This window comes from Olleya sp. Ti.3.14, from assembly GCF_038154885.1.
Lineage (GTDB): Bacteria > Bacteroidota > Bacteroidia > Flavobacteriales > Flavobacteriaceae > Olleya.
On the sequence record NZ_JBAKAO010000002.1, the window covers coordinates 264,213 to 282,264 of the forward strand.

The 18,052-nt window shown below is 33.2% G+C and carries 11 protein-coding genes; 5 read left to right on the forward strand and 6 right to left on the reverse strand.

Annotated features, from left to right (window positions below):
• Positions 1-142: 142 nt before the first annotated feature.
• The 6 genes from rpsI to V6251_RS05425 form a co-directional block, all read right to left on the reverse strand.
• A complete protein-coding gene (gene rpsI, locus V6251_RS05400) occupies positions 143-529 on the reverse strand; it encodes a 30S ribosomal protein S9 (RefSeq protein WP_028289143.1) in 387 nt (128 codons plus the stop codon).
• Positions 529-984 carry a 50S ribosomal protein L13 gene (rplM, locus tag V6251_RS05405; protein WP_145006015.1) on the reverse strand — a complete coding sequence of 152 codons (456 nt, stop codon included), beginning with the start codon at positions 982-984 and terminating at the stop codon, positions 529-531. Before rplM ends, rpsI begins: the two co-directional genes overlap by 1 nt.
• Positions 985-1,176: 192 nt before the next feature.
• Positions 1,177-4,095, reverse strand: a complete 2,919-nt coding sequence (locus V6251_RS05410; RefSeq protein WP_341587336.1) for an alpha-amylase family glycosyl hydrolase — start codon at positions 4,093-4,095, stop codon at positions 1,177-1,179.
• 75 nt (positions 4,096-4,170) lie between these two features.
• The gene (locus V6251_RS05415; protein ID WP_341587337.1) at positions 4,171-5,547 is read right to left on the reverse strand and encodes a SusE domain-containing protein; all 1,377 of its coding nucleotides are present in this window, start codon (positions 5,545-5,547) and stop codon (positions 4,171-4,173) included.
• A gap of 15 nt (positions 5,548-5,562) precedes the next feature.
• Positions 5,563-7,104 (reverse strand): RagB/SusD family nutrient uptake outer membrane protein, encoded by a 1,542-nt coding sequence (locus V6251_RS05420; RefSeq protein ID WP_341587338.1) that lies wholly within the window; start codon positions 7,102-7,104, stop codon positions 5,563-5,565.
• 12 nt (positions 7,105-7,116) lie between these two features.
• Positions 7,117-10,239 (reverse strand): SusC/RagA family TonB-linked outer membrane protein, encoded by a 3,123-nt coding sequence (locus V6251_RS05425; RefSeq protein ID WP_341587339.1) that lies wholly within the window; start codon positions 10,237-10,239, stop codon positions 7,117-7,119.
• Positions 10,240-10,507: 268 nt separating this feature from the next.
• Between V6251_RS05425 and V6251_RS05430 the strand changes: the two genes are divergently transcribed.
• The 5 genes from V6251_RS05430 (at position 10,508) to V6251_RS05450 (ending at position 18,020) form a co-directional block, all read left to right on the forward strand.
• Positions 10,508-11,548: a LacI family DNA-binding transcriptional regulator gene (locus V6251_RS05430; RefSeq protein ID WP_341587340.1), complete on the forward strand. Its 1,041-nt coding sequence runs from the start codon at positions 10,508-10,510 to the stop codon at positions 11,546-11,548.
• Between the two features lie 131 nt (positions 11,549-11,679).
• Positions 11,680-13,053, forward strand: a complete 1,374-nt coding sequence (locus V6251_RS05435) for an MFS transporter (RefSeq protein ID WP_292946822.1) — start codon at positions 11,680-11,682, stop codon at positions 13,051-13,053.
• A 3-nt stretch (positions 13,054-13,056) separates the two neighbouring features.
• A complete protein-coding gene (gene pgmB / locus V6251_RS05440; RefSeq protein WP_341587341.1) occupies positions 13,057-13,713 on the forward strand; it encodes a beta-phosphoglucomutase in 657 nt (218 codons plus the stop codon).
• Between the two features lie 60 nt (positions 13,714-13,773).
• The gene (locus V6251_RS05445) at positions 13,774-16,080 is read left to right on the forward strand and encodes a glycoside hydrolase family 65 protein (RefSeq protein WP_341587342.1); all 2,307 of its coding nucleotides are present in this window, start codon (positions 13,774-13,776) and stop codon (positions 16,078-16,080) included.
• Positions 16,081-16,100: 20 nt separating this feature from the next.
• Positions 16,101-18,020, forward strand: coding sequence for a glycoside hydrolase family 13 protein (locus tag V6251_RS05450; protein ID WP_341587343.1), 1,920 nt, complete (start codon positions 16,101-16,103; stop codon positions 18,018-18,020).
• Positions 18,021-18,052 lie beyond the last annotated feature (32 nt).

Here is an 18,052-nt window from a genome sequence, read left to right on the forward strand (position 1 = left end):
AAGTGGTCTTGAAAAAATAATATTCAATAGCCTTAACTATTTAGATGCTAAACTAAATCCTGCGCTTTTGTTTTAAAGAGACTAGGACAACAATAACTGTTTGATTTTTTGTTTTGTGTTGAAAATAAATTCAACAAAGGTATTAACGTTTAGAGAATTGGAATTTCTTACGCGCTTTTTTCTGTCCGAATTTTTTACGCTCAACCATTCTTGGGTCTCTTGTTAATAATCCTTCAGGCTTTAAGATTAATCTGTTTTCAGCATCTAATTCGCACATTGCGCGAGAGATTGCTAAACGTACAGCTTCAGCTTGACCTGTGATACCTCCTCCAAATACATTTACTTTAATATCAAAGTTACCTTCATTATCTGTTAAAGCTAATGGTTGGTTTACTTTGTACTGTAAAGTTGCTGTATCGAAGTAGTCTTTAAGATCTTTTTTGTTGATCGTAATGTTACCTTTTCCTTCAGATAGGTAAACACGAGCAACTGCGGTCTTACGACGACCAATTTTGTGAATTACTTCCATTACTTGAATTCGTTTAAGTTAATTACTGTTGGCTTTTGTGCTTCATGTGAGTGAGCTGCACCAACAACAACATTTAAATTACGGAATAATGTTGCACCTAATTTGTTTTTAGGTAACATTCCTTTTACTGATTTTTCTACTAACCTTGCTGGATCTTTTCCAAACATTTCTGTAGCAGTTAAACTTCTTTGACCACCTGGATAACCTGTGTGACGAATGTACGTTTTGTCATTCCATTTGTTTCCAGTTAAGTTGATTTTTTCTGAATTGATAACAATTACGTTATCTCCACAATCAACGTGTGGTGTGAAGCTAGGCTTATGTTTTCCTCTTAAAAGTTTTGCAACTTTAGAAGCTAAACGACCTAATGATTGACCTTCAGCATCTACTAAAACCCACTGCTTATCTACAGTTGCTTTGTTTGCTGAAATCGTTTTGTAGCTTAATGTGTCCACGTTATTAATTATTTTTTATTAAACATTCCTCTCTCAAAAAGAGTTTGCAAATTTACGATTATATATTTGATTACCAAATACTGATAGCACTTATTTTTAATAAGTTTGTTCATATCTTTTTGAGTATCAAAATGCACTATAAAAAAGCTTCAAGATTTAGTTGAAGCTTTTTATGTGTTTTTAAGTGTTGATTTAAGATTTTATTAGTTTGGTTATTTTAGTTTGTCCGTTAGTGTCTTCTAATTGTATAATATATAATCCGTTAACTAAACTGTCAATATTAAATTGATGTCCTGCATCAAATGTTCCTTTGTATTCAATTAACTGTTTTCCTGACACGTCTAAGATTTTAACTCCTGTTATTTTAGTTGTTAGTTTAAAAGAGGTTTTTGCAGGATTAGGATATAATTTAAAGTTATCTGCAATTTGAAATTGGTCTGTGCTTAGGCTTTGTGGAACTGCATTACCATATATTCTAAACTCTCCTGCTGGAATTGTAATTGGTGTTGCAGTGTTAGTTACATTAATAAAGGTACTATTGTTTTGATCCATTAAGTCATACCATGTACCTGTATATGGAAAATCTGGCGTCACGTTTTGTGATGTTACATCAAAGTTTGCTAATATAACTACGTTTTTTAATTCGGTTGAAGGTAAAGCATTGTCAAATATGTAAATTCTAGGTGTTAAAGTATCTACATTTGGGTTACTACTGTCATTAATTATATAATCTCCTTCAAAGACAGCTTCGTTTACCTTTAAGTCGTTAATCCTAGACCAATCATTATATACTTGACTTCTATTAATATCAGTAAGCCATCCATTTGTCCATTGTGGTTGTGGTTTTGTATCTAGTTTACAATTACCATCAATAGCATCTGCTTCAGTATTTACAGTCCCATTATTACATGTGTAAATGGAGTTGTTCATAGCTAGTTCTCCAAAATGCCAAATCATTTTAGGTCCAGGTATGGTTAATGATACTGCACCTAAAGCAGACATTCTTTTAATAGCTATATTTAAATTAGTAACATTATGGCTAGCATTAGTGCTGTTTCCAAATTGGATATTTTTATACATTAGTCTTTCTTCGTCATGACTTTCTGGATAGCCTACTAATCTTGGTGCATCATAATTACGACTGTTGTCTTTATGACCCATTCTGCTAATATCGGTTCCTGAAGCATAACCCATTGTTAATTGGTTATAAGGATCTGTCATTTTACCCCAAAGCATGATACCTTTACCTTCATCTACTCTATAATCAGCCCATTCCTTTTCTTCTGCAGCGCTTCCGCCAAATCCTAAATGTTCAAATATAACGTAGTGGTCTTCATCCAAACTCCATGAGTAATCTGCATATTCTTTTAAAATTGCAACTCTATCGGCTTGGTAAGCGTTGGTTTGCGTTTCTCCTGAAGAGGCATTTTGAGTAAACCCTTTGGTCAAATCCCATCTAAATCCATCAATTTTGTATTCTTCAATCCATTGTTTTACAACTCTTTTTGAATATACTTTTGTGAAAGAGTTTGAGTGGTCAAAATCTGAACCAACACTGTAACTATGTGTTGCGACTTGATTAAAATATGGATTTTCGCTACTTGGTTCTCCCCAACCATCACCATCTGCATCATCCATCCACATGCGTACCATAGGGTTACGTCCAAACGCATGGTTTAGTGCAAGGTCTAATATTACAGCAATTCCGTTTTGATGACAAATATCGATAAGCTCTTTAAGTTTGTCTTCTGTACCATAATATTTATCTAATGCCATATGAAAAGAGGTATTATATCCCCAACTTTCATTGCCTTCAAATTCCATAATTGGCATTAATTGAATAGCATTAATGTTTAGATTTTTAAAATAATCTATTCTATCTATTATATCCTGAAAATTTCTATTAGCATCAAAATCTCTAACTAAGACTTCATAAATTACTAAATCCTCTTTTTTAGGTTTTTCAAAATCTGTAACTACCCATGGATAATCTGTTTGACCAGTTTGTAAAACAGTAACCTCTCTATCTTGTCCAATAGGGTAGGTAGGGATATTTGGATAAGTAGTTGCTGGAATGTAAGGATCATCAAAAGGAGATAATACTAATGTTGAATAAGGATCTGCAACCTTAACTAATTTAGGCGAATTTGTTATTGGTGTTTTGTCCACTACCCAATATTGATAAGTTTCTATTTGGCCTGGAGTTAACCCTGTTAATGTTATCCAATATTTATTATTTCTAGTGGGATCTCTTTTCATAGCGTAGCTGTTGTCAGGCTGCCAATTGTTAAAGCTTCCTGCTACGTATACAAAGTCTTTACCTTGTGCATATAATACTAAAGTTGCTTGTGTAGGATCTGCAGGATCATAAGTGATTCCGTCTTGATAGTTAGTTGGCATGATAGCAAAAGTACTACCTGGATCTACTACTACAGAAAATGATTTTGTTTTAGTTTGCCCACCAACAGTTACGTCTAATGTATAGTTTTTGTTTATTGTAATAGCAGTGTCTTGGAAGTTATACACAGACACGCCATTTTGAGTGTCAATAGTTGTTCCGTCTGCACTTAAAACGTAATTAGCATTACCACCAGTATTATTAGCAGAAATGTCAAAGTTACTTCCAGTATCTATAATTGTTGTTGAATTGTCTTCTGGAGTCGTTAATATTACTTGAAATGAACCAACATCTTCAAGTATATCTTGAGATTTTTTGTCTCCTGAAGCGTCTTTAGCTTTTAAAAGAAATCCAATACGTCCAATTCCTGTTCTGTTATAAAAGTCTTGTGGTATAAATGAAATAGAGTAGGTGTCACTTCCTGAATTATAAGTCAATAGGTTTGGCGTTGTTGTGTTTGAAGAGTCTGTCCAATCTCCATTATTTGGTGCGTCTTGCTGATTAGTTAAGTTTAAATCATATGACCAAGACCATAAATACAGTTCATTATTAACAACATTCCAAGTTGCTTCATTAATACTACTACCGTTAAAAGTTAGTGTTAGCAATTGGTCTTCTTCAATTACAGAAGGAGTAACATTGTAAGTTACATTTTGTTGCTGCGCCAATGTAATTTGACATAGCAAAAAAATAAAAAAAATAATTTTTTTCATAGCGAAGTTAGTTTTAAAAAAAGAGGCAGCTTACCAAATTGGATGCTGCCTCTTATTTAATAATCAAATTAATTATTATTTAGTTATAAATACATATGTTGGAGCACCAGGATCTGTAAAATCTAGTTTAATATCATAAACTCCAGCAGTTACAACTATGTTATTATCGTTATCAGTATCTAATACACCGTCTGATGTTGCATCTCCATAATTAATTAAAGACCAATCTTCACTTAAACGTATTTTAATTTCGCCATCAATTAACGTCACGTTTTCTGCTAACCATTGTGTGTCTGTTAAAGGCGTAAAAGTAGCATCAGGACCTGCGTTACCCCAATCATTATAACCAGAACCTACAACTCCCCATAAATCTGTTGGTACTAAGGTGTAAGAAAAATCGTTTAGATTTATAGTCATTAAATAGAATCCAGCAGTTACAGCAATATTATTGTCGCTATCAGTATCTAAAACACCATCAAGTGTTGCATCACCATAGTTTGGTAATCCCCAATCTTGGTTAAATCTAACCTTCATTTCACCATCTATTAATCTTACACCTACTTTAAATGTATCTGTAGTGTAATCATAATGGAATTTAGCATCAGGTCCAGCATTTCCCCAATCATTGTAAGCAGAGCCAACAATTCCGTAAGAGAACGTTTCAATAGTATAATCTAAGGTAGAGGTGTTATATACAATTTTGTAATCGCCAGCTGTAACAGCAATGTTATTATCGTTGTCTGTGTCTAAAACACCATCTAAAGTTGCATCTCCATAATTAGGTAGTGACCAATCATTACTTTGTCTAATTTTAATCTCTCCATCTTTTAAATTAACATAAGCAACTAAAACGTCAGGATCAGAAGTTGTGTAAAATGGTAAGTCTGGACCAGCATTTCCCCAATCGTTAGCTGCAGATCCTACAACTCCCCAAATAGATGGTTCTATTCCAGATCCACCACCACCATTAGTAACAGGCGGTAAATAAACGTTTAATACTTGTGGAAAAGACATTAATTCTGTCCCATTACCAGTATCACCAACATAAGCTCTTAATCTAAAAGTTATGCTTCCAGCATTTTGTTCTGGTGTTGCAGGATCGTTATTTAAACCTGCTTCTTCAGCAATAGATAACATGTCTCCTATAGTCACAGCTAGCTCGTTGGCACTTGTTGTTTCTACTACAACCATATCTGTGAAATCTCCAGTTAATGAACGTTGTAGTTCGTAACTGGTGTTGGTAGCTACATTAAAGTTAGCATCATCCCATGTAAATCTTTCTGCGATGTTACCAGACGCTTGAGATGTTAAAACATATTGTTCTAAAAACGAATTTGAAAAGGTGAAATCACCTGTTGGAGCTGCTGTGAAAACTAAATCATCGTCTTCTTGACAAGAGTTAAAGCCTATCATAGCAATAACTACAAGTAATAAAATTTTAAAATTTTTCATTGTTATTTTATTTAGTTAGTAACCTGTATTTTGTTGTAAATTAGGATTTGCTTCTAAAGCTGTTTGCGGTATTGGGAATACTTTGTATGTGTCAGGAATTGAAGATCCATTTACAGTTCCACCTTTCCAAGGCCATAGGTAGCTTCCACCTGTGAATTTTCCAAAGCGAATAAGGTCTGTTCTTCTGTGTCCTTCTAGGTTTAATTCTCTACCTCTTTCATCAATGATAAAATCTAAGTTTAAATCTCCCATTGAAATAGCTGTTGCATTTGAACGTGTTCTTACTAAATTAACATAATTTAGTGCGTCTGTCATACTTGCTCCAGCTGCACCACGAAGCGCACATTCTGCATACATAAGGTAAGCGTCTGCTAAGCGGTATAAAGGAAAATCTGTACCAGAAAAACTTGTAGGAGTATATTCCGAATTAAATGTTGTGTTTCTAAATTTTGTTGAAGGATAACCATCTGTCCATACAGTGTAGTCATTCATTTCATAGTTGTGACCTTCAGTCCAAAATAAATCAGCTCTATCATCTGTAGATGTGTCTAAATCTCCAAATAATCCATACCAAGCTTTAGTGGCTCTGTGTCCTTGCCAACCTTCTGTTGCTCCAAATTCTGAAATAGTTATTGTGTCTGGACTTAAGCTTCCGTTTACAATATAAGTTGTGTTTCCAAAACTTTGGCTTAAAATTGGATCTGCGATTAGTGGATAAATAATTTCTGTAGACATATCATTGTCTCCTGAGAAATTTTCAACAAAATTATCTGTTAAGGTATAACCACCTTCAGTAATAACTTTATTTACATAAATATATGCTTGATCATATCTTGGTATACCTGTGTAAACCTCAGCATTTAAATAAAGTTTTGCTAATAACATGTCTACAACGTAGGTGTTTGCCCTTCCGTAACCGTTAAAGGTTCCTATTAATGGTTCAATTTCTAAAAGTTCAGACTCTACGAAATTAAATAGTTCTTCTCTTGAAGATTCAGGTAAAAGTCCTGATTGACCAAAGTTTTCATCAGTAGCTAATACACCTTTTCCAAATACATCGATTACGTAAAAGTAAGCTAGCGCTCTTAAAAATCTTACCTCAGATACAACTGACTCGCCAGCATCAGTACTAGCGCTACTTAATACATTAAGTAAGTTGTTACATTGTGGAATTGTATAGTAAGCTCTGTTATATAAATATCTAAAAAATTTATTATTACTTGTCCATTCTGAGGTTGTTGTAAGTTGATCTAATCCATCATCTCCCCAACGATTTTTCATTCCGTCTGCAGTAAAGTCTTGTAAATTTACAATTCCTCTTAAAAAAGGAGATTCTCCAGGATCATCACTTATATCTGAACTACCAGGTCCACTTGGACCTGACAATGCAAATGAGGCATATAGTCTAGATAAAATACCTTCTACAGCATTTGGATCATTTTCTAATAATTGTTCCAAAGTTAATTCTACTTTAGGCGCTGTGTCAAGGTCATCAACACAAGACGATAGTGTTGTAAATAACGCTAGCCCTAAAACTGTTAATATTATTTTTTTCATGTTCATAGTTTTTTAAAAATCAATATTCACACCCATACTAATTGTTGTAGGTCTTGGATAGAAAGCACCATCAATACCACCATTATTTTCTGGATCTTGACCTTCGTAATTAGTGATAATAAATGGATTGTTAACAGATCCATATATTCTCATACTTGTGTTTTTAATAAAATTACTATCAAAGTTATAACCTACAACAATGTTTTGACATCTTAAAAATGATGCATCTTGTAGGAAGTAATCTGAAAATTGTGTATTACCAATAACTTCATCAAATACAGGATTGGCTGCACCATCATAAAAGTTTAAAACATTTGTAATACTTGTGTTGTTGTTTGGCTCTGCACTACCTGTATGACCATATCTTAATTCATTAAAGTCATAAAGTTTTCCGTCTAACTGTCCTCTAAAACTAGCTGATAAATCCCAGTTTTTGTAATTAACATTTAAACCAAAACCAAACGTCCAATTAGGTGCTAAAGCCTCAAAGTATTTGTCATCTTCAGTTATTTGATTGTCACCGTTTAAATCTACAAAAGCACCAGGAATTGGATTTCCAGAAGCATCGTATACTTGTTTAAAAACACCTGCTAAACCTGGCTCTTCACCTAATTTATTAAAAAACAAATTAGAACCTGTCCCTAAAAGACCACCACCTATTCTTAAAGTATTTATTCCTCCTAAATCTGTAACTTCTGTTGTAGCGTAGCTAATGTTTCCGTTAAATGATAGGTTGAAATCTTCATTTTGGATAGGGTTTAAGTTTAAGTTAAGTTCAAAACCTTCACTCTCTGTAGACCCTACATTTTTAATAAAAGAATCTGTTAATCCTTGTCCTGGCGGAATTAAAGCATCTGTTAATAAGTCTGTTGTTTCTCTTTTAAAGATATCAAAAGAACCACTAATTATGCTGTTTTTAAAGAAGTTGAAGTCTAAACCTAGATTGTAAGTAGACGTTTTTTCCCAAGTTAAACCTGTTTGAAATGGTAATGCCGAATATAAATTAGCACCTGGAAGGTATTGACTGTTTTGAGATCCTACTGCAAAAAGTGGACTAGTAGGATAGTATGTCCCAACTGCACCTGCAATGTTTTGTTGTCCAGTCTTACCATAACCTAATCTTAATTTTAGGTCGTTTACAAACTTAACATCCTTTAAAAAGTTTTCTTGCTTTATTTTCCAAGCTAAAGCTGCTGCTGGAAAAAATCCCCATGCTTCTTCTGCCCAAACATCATCGGTTACAAAAAATGACGAACCATCTGCTCTTAAAGATACAGTTACTAAATACTTGTCAAGTATATTGAAGTTAGAACGTCCAAAAAACGATTGTAAATTTTGATCATTATAATATCTGTTATTAGGATTTTCTAGATTAAAATCTACTTCTCTAAAACCAGTGTCCACGTTGTTACGAAAACGATCACTATTACCATCAGTTTTAAAGTTTTGGTAAGAATAACCTAATTGTACATCATATCTTGTTATAAAGCTTTCTTCGATTTCTTTAGCGTATTGTAAATACGAATCAAAAGTAGAGTTAGTAATGTGTTGTCTCTCTCTATAGCTAACACCTGGATTAAAAACTACTGCATCATCATTTGTAGTATCAATACCAAATGCAGAAATTGCATTATTGTCAAAGCTTTCTTTTATTTTAGAACGTGATGCGTCTAATCCAACATTTACAACCGCTTTTAATTCTGGTAAAAAAGGCATGGTATAATCAAATTCTACATTTCCTAAAAATCTGTAAGCTCTTTCAGGTCTTTCTCTTTGCTCTAAAAGTGATAATGGGTTTGATTGTCCATCAATTAATAATCTTGTACCATCTAAAGCTGTATTAGTATAGTATCCTCCAAAAATCGAATTATTATCATACACAGGTTTTGTTGGGTCAAAAACAATTGCACCTCCTAATGCTCCACCTGCATCTGTAGCATTTTTATCTACAAAAGTTAATTTAGCATTGGCATCAATTTTTAAATTATCATTTAATAATTTTGGAGATAATTTAAAGGCAGCACTATAACGTTTATAATCGTCTGTTCTTACAACACCTTCTAAATCACTATAACCAACAGAAGCTCTAAAAGGTAATACACCTCCAAGGTTAGCTCTAACACTAAAGTTGGTATTACTAGAAATAGCAGTTCTTAAAATGGCATCTCTCCAATTAGTGTCATAAACAGCTCTGTTTTCTGTTCCTGTAATATTTCCATCCGTATCGTAAATATTTACCTGGATAATGCTAGAAGGTTCAGTGGTTGAAACTTCTCCAACTGGTACTCCTAATTCTGATTGGTACGTTGGATGATATTGTTTAATAAAACGAACGTATTCTTCGCTATTCATCATATCTAAACCTTCACCTGCACTATCAACTGACACATTAGTGGAAAATGTATATTTTGCTTCGCCAGAAGTTCCTTTTTTAGTTGTAATAATAATAACTCCATTAGATGCTCTAGATCCATAAATAGCAGTAGCAGAAGCATCTTTTAATATAGAAAAGCTTTCTACATCATTTGGGTTAATTAATGATAAAGGGTTTGAAACTCCAGCTGGATTTTGACCTCCAAGAGCAACACCATCAATTACAATTAATGGACTGTTATCCGCAAATAAAGAGGCACCACCACGTATTCTAATAGTTGGAGCAGAGTCTGGTGATCCACCACTATCGGTAATTCTTACACCTGCTGCTTTACCACGTAGCAGTTGATCCGTAGACGTTATGGCTCCTTTATTAAAATCTTCAGACGTAACAACATCTACAGATCCTGTTAGGTCTTCTTTTTTAACACTACCATATCCTATAATAACGACTTCGTCTAATTGCGAAGCGTCCTCTACTAGACCTACATTAATATTAGATTGTCCATTGTAAGTAATTTCTTGAGTTAAATAGCCTATATAAGAAAAGACTAATACATCTCCATTATTAACCTCTAATGTATAATTACCATCAAAATCCGTAGCTGTTCCTCTGGATGTGTCCTTAATTATAACATTAACCGTAGGTATTGGTAAGGCTGTAGCTTGTTCTGTAACTGTCCCTGTAACTGTACTTTGTGCAAGTATAATCGTTGGTAAAAACAGTAAAGCTAATAGAAGCCTTTTAAAAATTGTTTTCATACAATAATATTAAGTTAGTTTAAATTTTAAATGTATATTTTTACTTCTCGATGATAAATCTATGTAAATTTTATGTTAATATTTTGTCACCTCTTGTATATCAAGCAACGAAAACGTTTTCGTGTTGACAACTTTTTAAGTATTTAAGATAAATGACCACTAAATATTGAATTATCGTCATTTTTTAATGGATATTTGACTTAATCCAATAAGTTTAACCCCTTATATTTGATAAATCTAAATCAAGCATTCTATTTTTAATACACTTATGAAAAAAAAAATAACCTTAAAGCAAATAGCAAGAGAATTAGATGTATCAATATCGACAGTGTCCAAAGCACTTAGAAATAGTATAGAGATTAGTGAGGATACACGACAAAAAGTACAGGCATTTGCTAAGTTTTATAATTACAGACCAAACAACATTGCATTAAGTTTAAAAAACAGAAAGACTAAAACTATTGGTATTATTATTCCAGAAATTGTACATCACTTTTTCTCTAAAGTTATTAGTGGTATTGAGGCAGTTGCTAATAAACGAGGTTATAATGTTATTGTAGGGTTGTCAAACGAGTCCTTTGCTAAAGAGGTCATTAACATGGAAATGCTTGCTAATGGTAGTATAGATGGTTTTATACTGTCTATTGCTAAAGAAACCTTACAACAGCAAGATTATCATCATTTTACTGAAACTATCAGTCAAGGTATGCCAATTGTAATGTTTGATCGTGTTGTAAACGAAATAAAATGTGATAAGGTAATAGTTGATGACACTGAAGGAGCAAAATTAGCAGTTAATAAATTAATTGCATGTGGTTGTAAAAACATAGCGATTGTAACCACTAAAGATTATGTAAGTGTAGGTAAATTAAGGACTCAAGGCTATTTAGAAGCTTTAGAAGATCATAAAATAGATCCAAAAGCTAGTCTAATATTAAAGGTTCATGATCAATTGTTGTCCGAAGATCATTTGGATTCTTTAGAAATTGAAATTGAAAACTTATTTAAAAATAATAAAAAAATTGATGGTGTTTTTGCTGTAAACGAGCTGTATGCTATTACAACAATGAAGGTTGCTAGAAAGTTAGGCTTAACCATTCCGGACGATTTGCAAATTGTTGGTTTTACAGATGGTGTATTGTCTAAACACGCTGTTCCTGCTTTAACTACAGTCAGTCAACATGGTAAGAAAATAGGCGAAAAAGCAGCCGAATTATTGATAAATAATTTAGAAAGAGAAGACGAAGAAGACATCTACGAAACCGTAGTTATTGAAACCGAATTAATTGAACGCGCATCCACAAAATAAAAATTTAACATTGCTCATTTAAAATCTTTTATATCTTTACGCCAATCAAAACATATATTTTTACTTCTCAGGTAATATAGTTTTGATAAGTAAAAGCTTATCAAAATAGTAATAATTTAAACTTACTATTTATGAAAAAGCGTACCCTTGGCTTTTGGGAAATCTGGAACATGAGTTTCGGTTTCTTAGGAATTCAATTTGGTTTTGCACTACAAGGAGGCTTTATGTCTCGAATATTTCAAACATTAGGAGCAAGTAAAGATGAAATCCCATTATTATGGATTGCAGCACCTTTAACTGGTTTATTGGTTCAGCCAATAATTGGTTACATGAGTGATCGTACTTGGAGTGTCAAATGGGGAAGACGTAGACCGTTTTTCTTAATTGGAGCTATCTTAAGTTCGTTAGCATTATTTTTTGTGCCTTATTCTCCAGCACTTTGGGTAGCAGCAGGATTTTTATGGATTCTGGATGCTTCAATAAATGTGTCTATGGAACCCTTTAGGGCTTTAGTGGCAGATAAATTACCTGACTCTCAAAGGTCTTATGGATTTGTTGTACAAACCTTAATTATAGGTATTGGTACTTGGGTTGCTAGTAATTTACCTTGGATGGTGTCGCAATTTGGAGTTAGCGATTCTGCAGACTCTGGTGTAATTACGGACTCAGTTAAAATAGCTTTTGCAATTGGTGCATTCGTGTTTTTACTAAGTATTCTTTATACTGTATTTACTACAACAGAATATCCTCCAGAAGACATGGAAGAGTTTGAGCGTGAGAAAGCTAAAAAAAACAACTTCATTCCTGATATTTTAAATAATATTGGAAATATGCCTTTAACCATGAAAAAATTAGGAGTCATCCAATTCTTTTCTTGGTTTGCCTTTTTCACCATGTGGAGTTTAGCCAATCCAGCACTTACAGAGCACGTATTTAATACACCAGCTCCAATAGAAAGTGCTTTTGATATGGCAGATACTGTGCAAAAAGCTGCATTTGATACACAAAATACAGCGTTTCAAAAATCATCAAATTTAGTAGGTTCAGCAATGGGTGTGTATGGGTTATCCTCTATGGCTTTTGCTTTATTATTAGTACTATATACAGCCAAAAGGCGCATTAACCGAAAGTTAGTACATATGGTATCACTAATGTTAGGTGGTGTAGGATTTTTGTTAATGAATTATGCTTCACCAGAACACCTAAAGTATTGCTTTATACTTATTGGTTTTGCTTGGGGAAGTATTTTATCAATGCCTTATGCCATGTTATCTAGTTCTGTAGATCCAAAAAAAATGGGTGTAATTATGGGAATCTTCAACATGTTTATTGTAATCCCACAAATTATCGCAGCACTTGGAGGTATTAATTTTATATCAAGTTTATTAGGAGAAGAAACTATAAATGCTATGACAGTTGCAGGAATTAGTTTAATAATTGCAGGTCTTTGCAACTTATTAATTACCAACAAAAATGCAATTTCATATCAAGCAGAAGAAATTTAAAAGATGAATAAAAAAGGATTCATATTCGATTTAGATGGTGTCATTGTAGACACTGCAAAATATCACTTTTTAGCATGGCAAAACCTTGCAAAAAGTATTGATATAGATTTTACACACGAGCAAAACGAACAACTTAAAGGTGTTAGCCGAGTAAAATCATTAGAAAAAATATTAGAATGGGGAAATAAAACCATTTCAGAAGAGCTATTTACCTCGTTAATGGGTAAAAAAAATGAAGAATATCTAAGCTTCATTTCAAAAATGACAGATGAAGAAATTTTACCAGATGTACCAAGAGTATTAGATTATTTAATAGAAAAGGAACAGCCAATTTCGTTGGGTTCTGCTAGTAAAAATGCACGACCAATTTTAGAAAAAGTCCATTTACTTTCAAAGTTTGATGCTATTGTGGATGGTAACGATGTTAGCAAAGCAAAACCAGATCCAGAAGTGTTTTTAATTGCAGCACAACATTTAAATATGAAACCAGAAGATTGTATTGTTTTTGAAGACTCCGTAGCTGGTGTTCAAGCTGCAAATACTGCAAATATGATATCTATTGGTATTGGCGAAAAAGACGTATTACATGAAGCAGATTACATTTTTTCAGATTTTACTGAAATTGAAAATAGCTTTATAGAAGAATTAATAAATAGATAAAAAATGTTGAAAGTCACGCTTATTTTATTCAAAGTGATTTTCATCAAAAAAATATAAAAAATGAATCAAGATTATATACAACCAGACAATTGGTCTATAATTGAAGAAGGCTTTGATAAAGAAAGAGTAAAGTCGTCAGAAAGTTTATTTAGCATCGGAAATGGTGCAATGGGTCAACGTGCTAATTTTGAAGAACAATACACAGGTCCAACCTTTCAAGGAAGCTACATTGCTGGTGTTTACTATCCAGATAAAACAAGAGTTGGTTGGTGGAAAAATGGCTATCCAGAGTATTTTGCTAAAGTATTAAATGCACCAAATTGGATAGGTATTAATATAGAAATTAATGGCGAACAATTAGATTTAAACACGTGTGTTTCTGTATCTAATTTTAGACGAGAGCTTAACATGCAAGAAGGTTGGTTGTCTAGATCGTTTACTGCAACGCTTCAAAATAAATTAGAAATTGAAGTGAAAGTGCTTCGTTTTTTAAGTTTAGATTTAGATGAAGTTGGAGCTATAAATTATCAAGTAACACCTTTAAATGGAGAAGCGACTATTAAGTTTCAACCGTATTTAGATTCAGGTATTACAAATGAAGATACCAATTGGGACGACCAATTTTGGGATACTTTAAACGTAAGTACAGAAAACGAGCAAGCATTTATTGAAGCAAAAACAATGAAAACTGGTTTTCATACTTGTACATTTATGCAGTCTTCGGTTTTTGTAAATACTTCAAAACAAGAGCAAACACCAGAAATAGATAAACAGGAAAACGCTATTTCATTTACATATACAGTTTCTGTAAATACAGGTGAAACAGCAAGCATCCAAAAGTTTGGTGGTTATACAGTAGATAGAAATCACGATAAAAATCAGTTAGTTTCAGCAGCTAAAAAAGCATTAGATACTGCTTCAAATTTAGGATTCAAAGCACTTTTAAATAACCAAAAAGAGGCTTGGTCAAAAATCTGGGAAATGTCAGACATTACAATCGATGGTGACGTAAAAGCCCAACAAGGTATTCGTTTTAATATTTTCCAATTAAACCAAACCTATTTAGGAAAAGATTCTACCTTAAACATTGGTCCAAAAGGTTTTACAGGAGAAAAGTATGGTGGAAGTACCTATTGGGATACGGAAGCCTATTGCATTCCTTTTTATATGGCTACCAAAGATCAAAAAGTAGCACGAAGCTTACTGCAATACCGTTACAATCATTTAGAAAAAGCGATTGAAAATGCAGAGAAATTAGGTTTCAATAATGGAGCAGCATTGTACCCAATGGTAACCATGAATGGTGAAGAGTGCCATAACGAATGGGAAATTACCTTTGAAGAAATCCACAGAAATGGAGCTATTGCTTTTGCTATTTTTAACTACTATCGTTACACAGGTGATTACAGTTATATTCCGGAAATGGGATTAGAAGTCCTTATTGGTATTGCTAGATTCTGGCAACAACGTGCTACGTTTTCTACAGATAAAAACAAGTATGTTATTTTAGGTGTTACTGGTCCTAATGAATATGAAAACAACATCAATAATAACTTTTACACCAACTATTTAGCAAAGTGGTGTATTGATTATGCTTTAGAAAATATCGAGAAAGTTAAAGAAGGTCATCACGACGATTACTTACGCATTTCGGGCAAAACAAAAATCACCCACGAAGAGTTACATGCTTGGAAAAAAGTAGCAGATAATATGTTTTTTCCTTATTCTGAAAAGCACCAAGTGTACTTACAACAAGATGGCTTTTTAGATAAAGAATTAATTACGGTTGCCGATTTACCAAAAGCTGATAGACCAATAAACCAAAAATGGAGTTGGGACAGAATCTTACGTTCGCCTTACATCAAGCAAGCAGATACTTTACAAGGGTTCTATTTCTTCGAAGATCAATTTTCAACCGAAGAATTAAAACGTCATTTCGATTTTTACGAACCATTTACAGTACATGAAAGCTCGCTTTCTCCTTGTGTACACAGTATTCAAGCTGCTAAATTAGACCAAATGGAACAAGCGTATACCTTCTATTTACGTACCTCTCGTTTAGATTTAGACGATTATAATAAAGAGGTAGAAGAAGGCTTGCACATTACCAGTATGGCTGGAACTTGGATGAGTATTGTTGAAGGTTTTGGTGGTATGCGTGTTAAAAACGATACGCTACATTTTGAACCTCGTATTCCTAAACAATGGGATGCCTATTCATTTAAAGTAAACTTTAGAGATCAAATTTTAAAAGTGAATGTGTCGCAAGCGGAAACAACTTTCGAGTTAGAAGGAAATACAGATTTAAACATTCAAGTAAATGATAATTTAGTAACAGTATCGCCAAATAACTTGGTGAAAATTTAAAACTAAACACACTAATTAAAATGAAAAAATTAATACATCTAGCATTAATAATTTTAATTAGTGTTAGTTTTTCTTGTCAGAAGAAAACTGAAAAAGTAACAACTTCTGAAGTTGTAACCGAAGTTAAAAACGACATTGAGCGTATAGAACCTCCACATTGGTGGACAGGTTTTAATAATACTCAAGTACAATTATTGGTGAAGCATCCAAACATTTCGGAAGCAACACCTAATATAAATTATGCAGGCGTTTCCATTGAAAAAGTGCATAAAGCAGATAGTCCTAATTATCTGTTTGTAGATCTTAATATTTCAGAAAGTGCTAAAGCAGGAAAATTCAATATTCATTTTAAATTTAATGAAGAAAAGGAACTGGTTCAAACTTACGAAATTAAAGGTCGTTTAAAAGAAGCTTCTGATTATCAAGGTTTTGACAGTGCAGATGCTATTTACTTAATCACTCCAGATCGTTTTGCAAATGGAGATACTTCTAATGATATAAACGAAAGTTTAAAGGAAAAAACCATCAATAGAAAATACGATTATGCACGTCATGGTGGTGATTTACGAGGCATTATTCAGCATTTGGATTATATTCAAGAAATGGGTTTTACTCAAATTTGGTCTTGTCCTTTATTAACTAATGATATGGAAAGGTCTTCGTATCATGGTTACGCAATGACCGATTTTTACCAAGTAGATCCACGTTACGGAAACTTAGAAGAGTATAAAGAATTATCTGTAAAAGCCAAAGATAAAAGCATCGGCTTAATCATGGATCAAGTGGCTAATCATTGCGGAAGTGCACATTGGTGGATGCAAGATTTACCGTTTAAAGATTGGGTGAACCAACAAGACAGTTTTGAGAATAATAAACCATTAAATAACTCCAATCACAGACGTACAAGTAATCAAGATTTGTATGCTGCTAAACGCGATAAAAAAGAAATGGCCGAAGGTTGGTTTGTACCAACAATGCCAGATTTAAATCAGCGTAATACGTTTATGGCAAACTATATTATTCAGAATAGTATTTGGTGGGTAGAAACATTAAACCTTAGCGGAATTCGCCAAGACACCTATCCTTATCCAGATAAAAATTTCATGTCTAATTGGGCAGGAGCAATCATGAATGAGTATCCTAACTTTAGTATTGTAGGCGAAGAATGGAGTACCAATCCGTTACTAATTGCCTATTGGCAAGAAGGTCATGACAATAAAGATGGTTACGATTCTAATTTAAGATCGACCATGGATTTTGCTATGCAAAAAAATACGGTAGATGCTTTAAATGAAGATGAAAAATGGGACACTGGTTTGGTGAAAATATACGAAGGTTTAGCAAACGATTTTGCCTATGCATCACCAAAAGACATTATGGTCTTTCCAGACAATCATGATATGAGTCGCATTTTCACACAATTAAAAGGAGATGTGCCAAATACCAAAATGGCTTTAAGTTATCTATTAACCTTACCTAGAATTCCGCAATTGTATTACGGAACAGAAATCTTAATGAACGATTTTGAAAAACCTGGCGATCATGGTTTGATACGTACTGATTTCCCAGGAGGATGGGAAGGTGACACTGTTAATGCATTTACAAGTGAAGGATTAACCGAAGCACAAAAAGACATGCAGTTATTCCTTAAAAAAGTATTGAATTATAGAAAGTCAAGTGATGCCATCCACAATGGAAAAACCATTCATTTTGCTCCATTTATGGGAACATACTTTTTATTTAGAGTTATTGAAGGCGAAACCGTTGTACATATCATTAATAAAAATAATGAACCAATTAGTTTAGATTTAAAACGTTTTGAAGAAGTTGGTTTACAAGGCAAAACATTAAAAAATATAGTAACTAATGAAACTTTTGTTTGGGAAGATGAAATTATCTTAAACGAAAGAGGAAGTTTATTATTAAGCACAAAAATATAATTGTTTGTCATTCCGCACTTGATGCGGAATCT

Bases quoted from the DNA above. Each gene is read 5' to 3' on its own strand.
- pgmB (WP_341587341.1), top strand. From the start codon at position 13,057: ATGAATAAAAAAGGATTCATATTCGATTTAGATGGTGTCATTGTAGAC.
- V6251_RS05415 (WP_341587337.1), bottom strand. From the start codon at position 5,547: ATGAAAAATTTTAAAATTTTATTACTTGTAGTTATTGCTATGATAGGC.
- V6251_RS05445 (WP_341587342.1), top strand. From the start codon at position 13,774: ATGAATCAAGATTATATACAACCAGACAATTGGTCTATAATTGAAGAA.
- V6251_RS05450 (WP_341587343.1), top strand. From the start codon at position 16,101: ATGAAAAAATTAATACATCTAGCATTAATAATTTTAATTAGTGTTAGT.
- V6251_RS05430 (WP_341587340.1), top strand. From the start codon at position 10,508: ATGAAAAAAAAAATAACCTTAAAGCAAATAGCAAGAGAATTAGATGTA.
- V6251_RS05410 (WP_341587336.1), bottom strand. From the start codon at position 4,095: ATGAAAAAAATTATTTTTTTTATTTTTTTGCTATGTCAAATTACATTG.
- V6251_RS05435 (WP_292946822.1), top strand. From the start codon at position 11,680: ATGAAAAAGCGTACCCTTGGCTTTTGGGAAATCTGGAACATGAGTTTC.
- rpsI (WP_028289143.1), bottom strand. From the start codon at position 529: ATGGAAGTAATTCACAAAATTGGTCGTCGTAAGACCGCAGTTGCTCGT.
- V6251_RS05425 (WP_341587339.1), bottom strand. From the start codon at position 10,239: ATGAAAACAATTTTTAAAAGGCTTCTATTAGCTTTACTGTTTTTACCA.
- V6251_RS05420 (WP_341587338.1), bottom strand. From the start codon at position 7,104: ATGAAAAAAATAATATTAACAGTTTTAGGGCTAGCGTTATTTACAACA.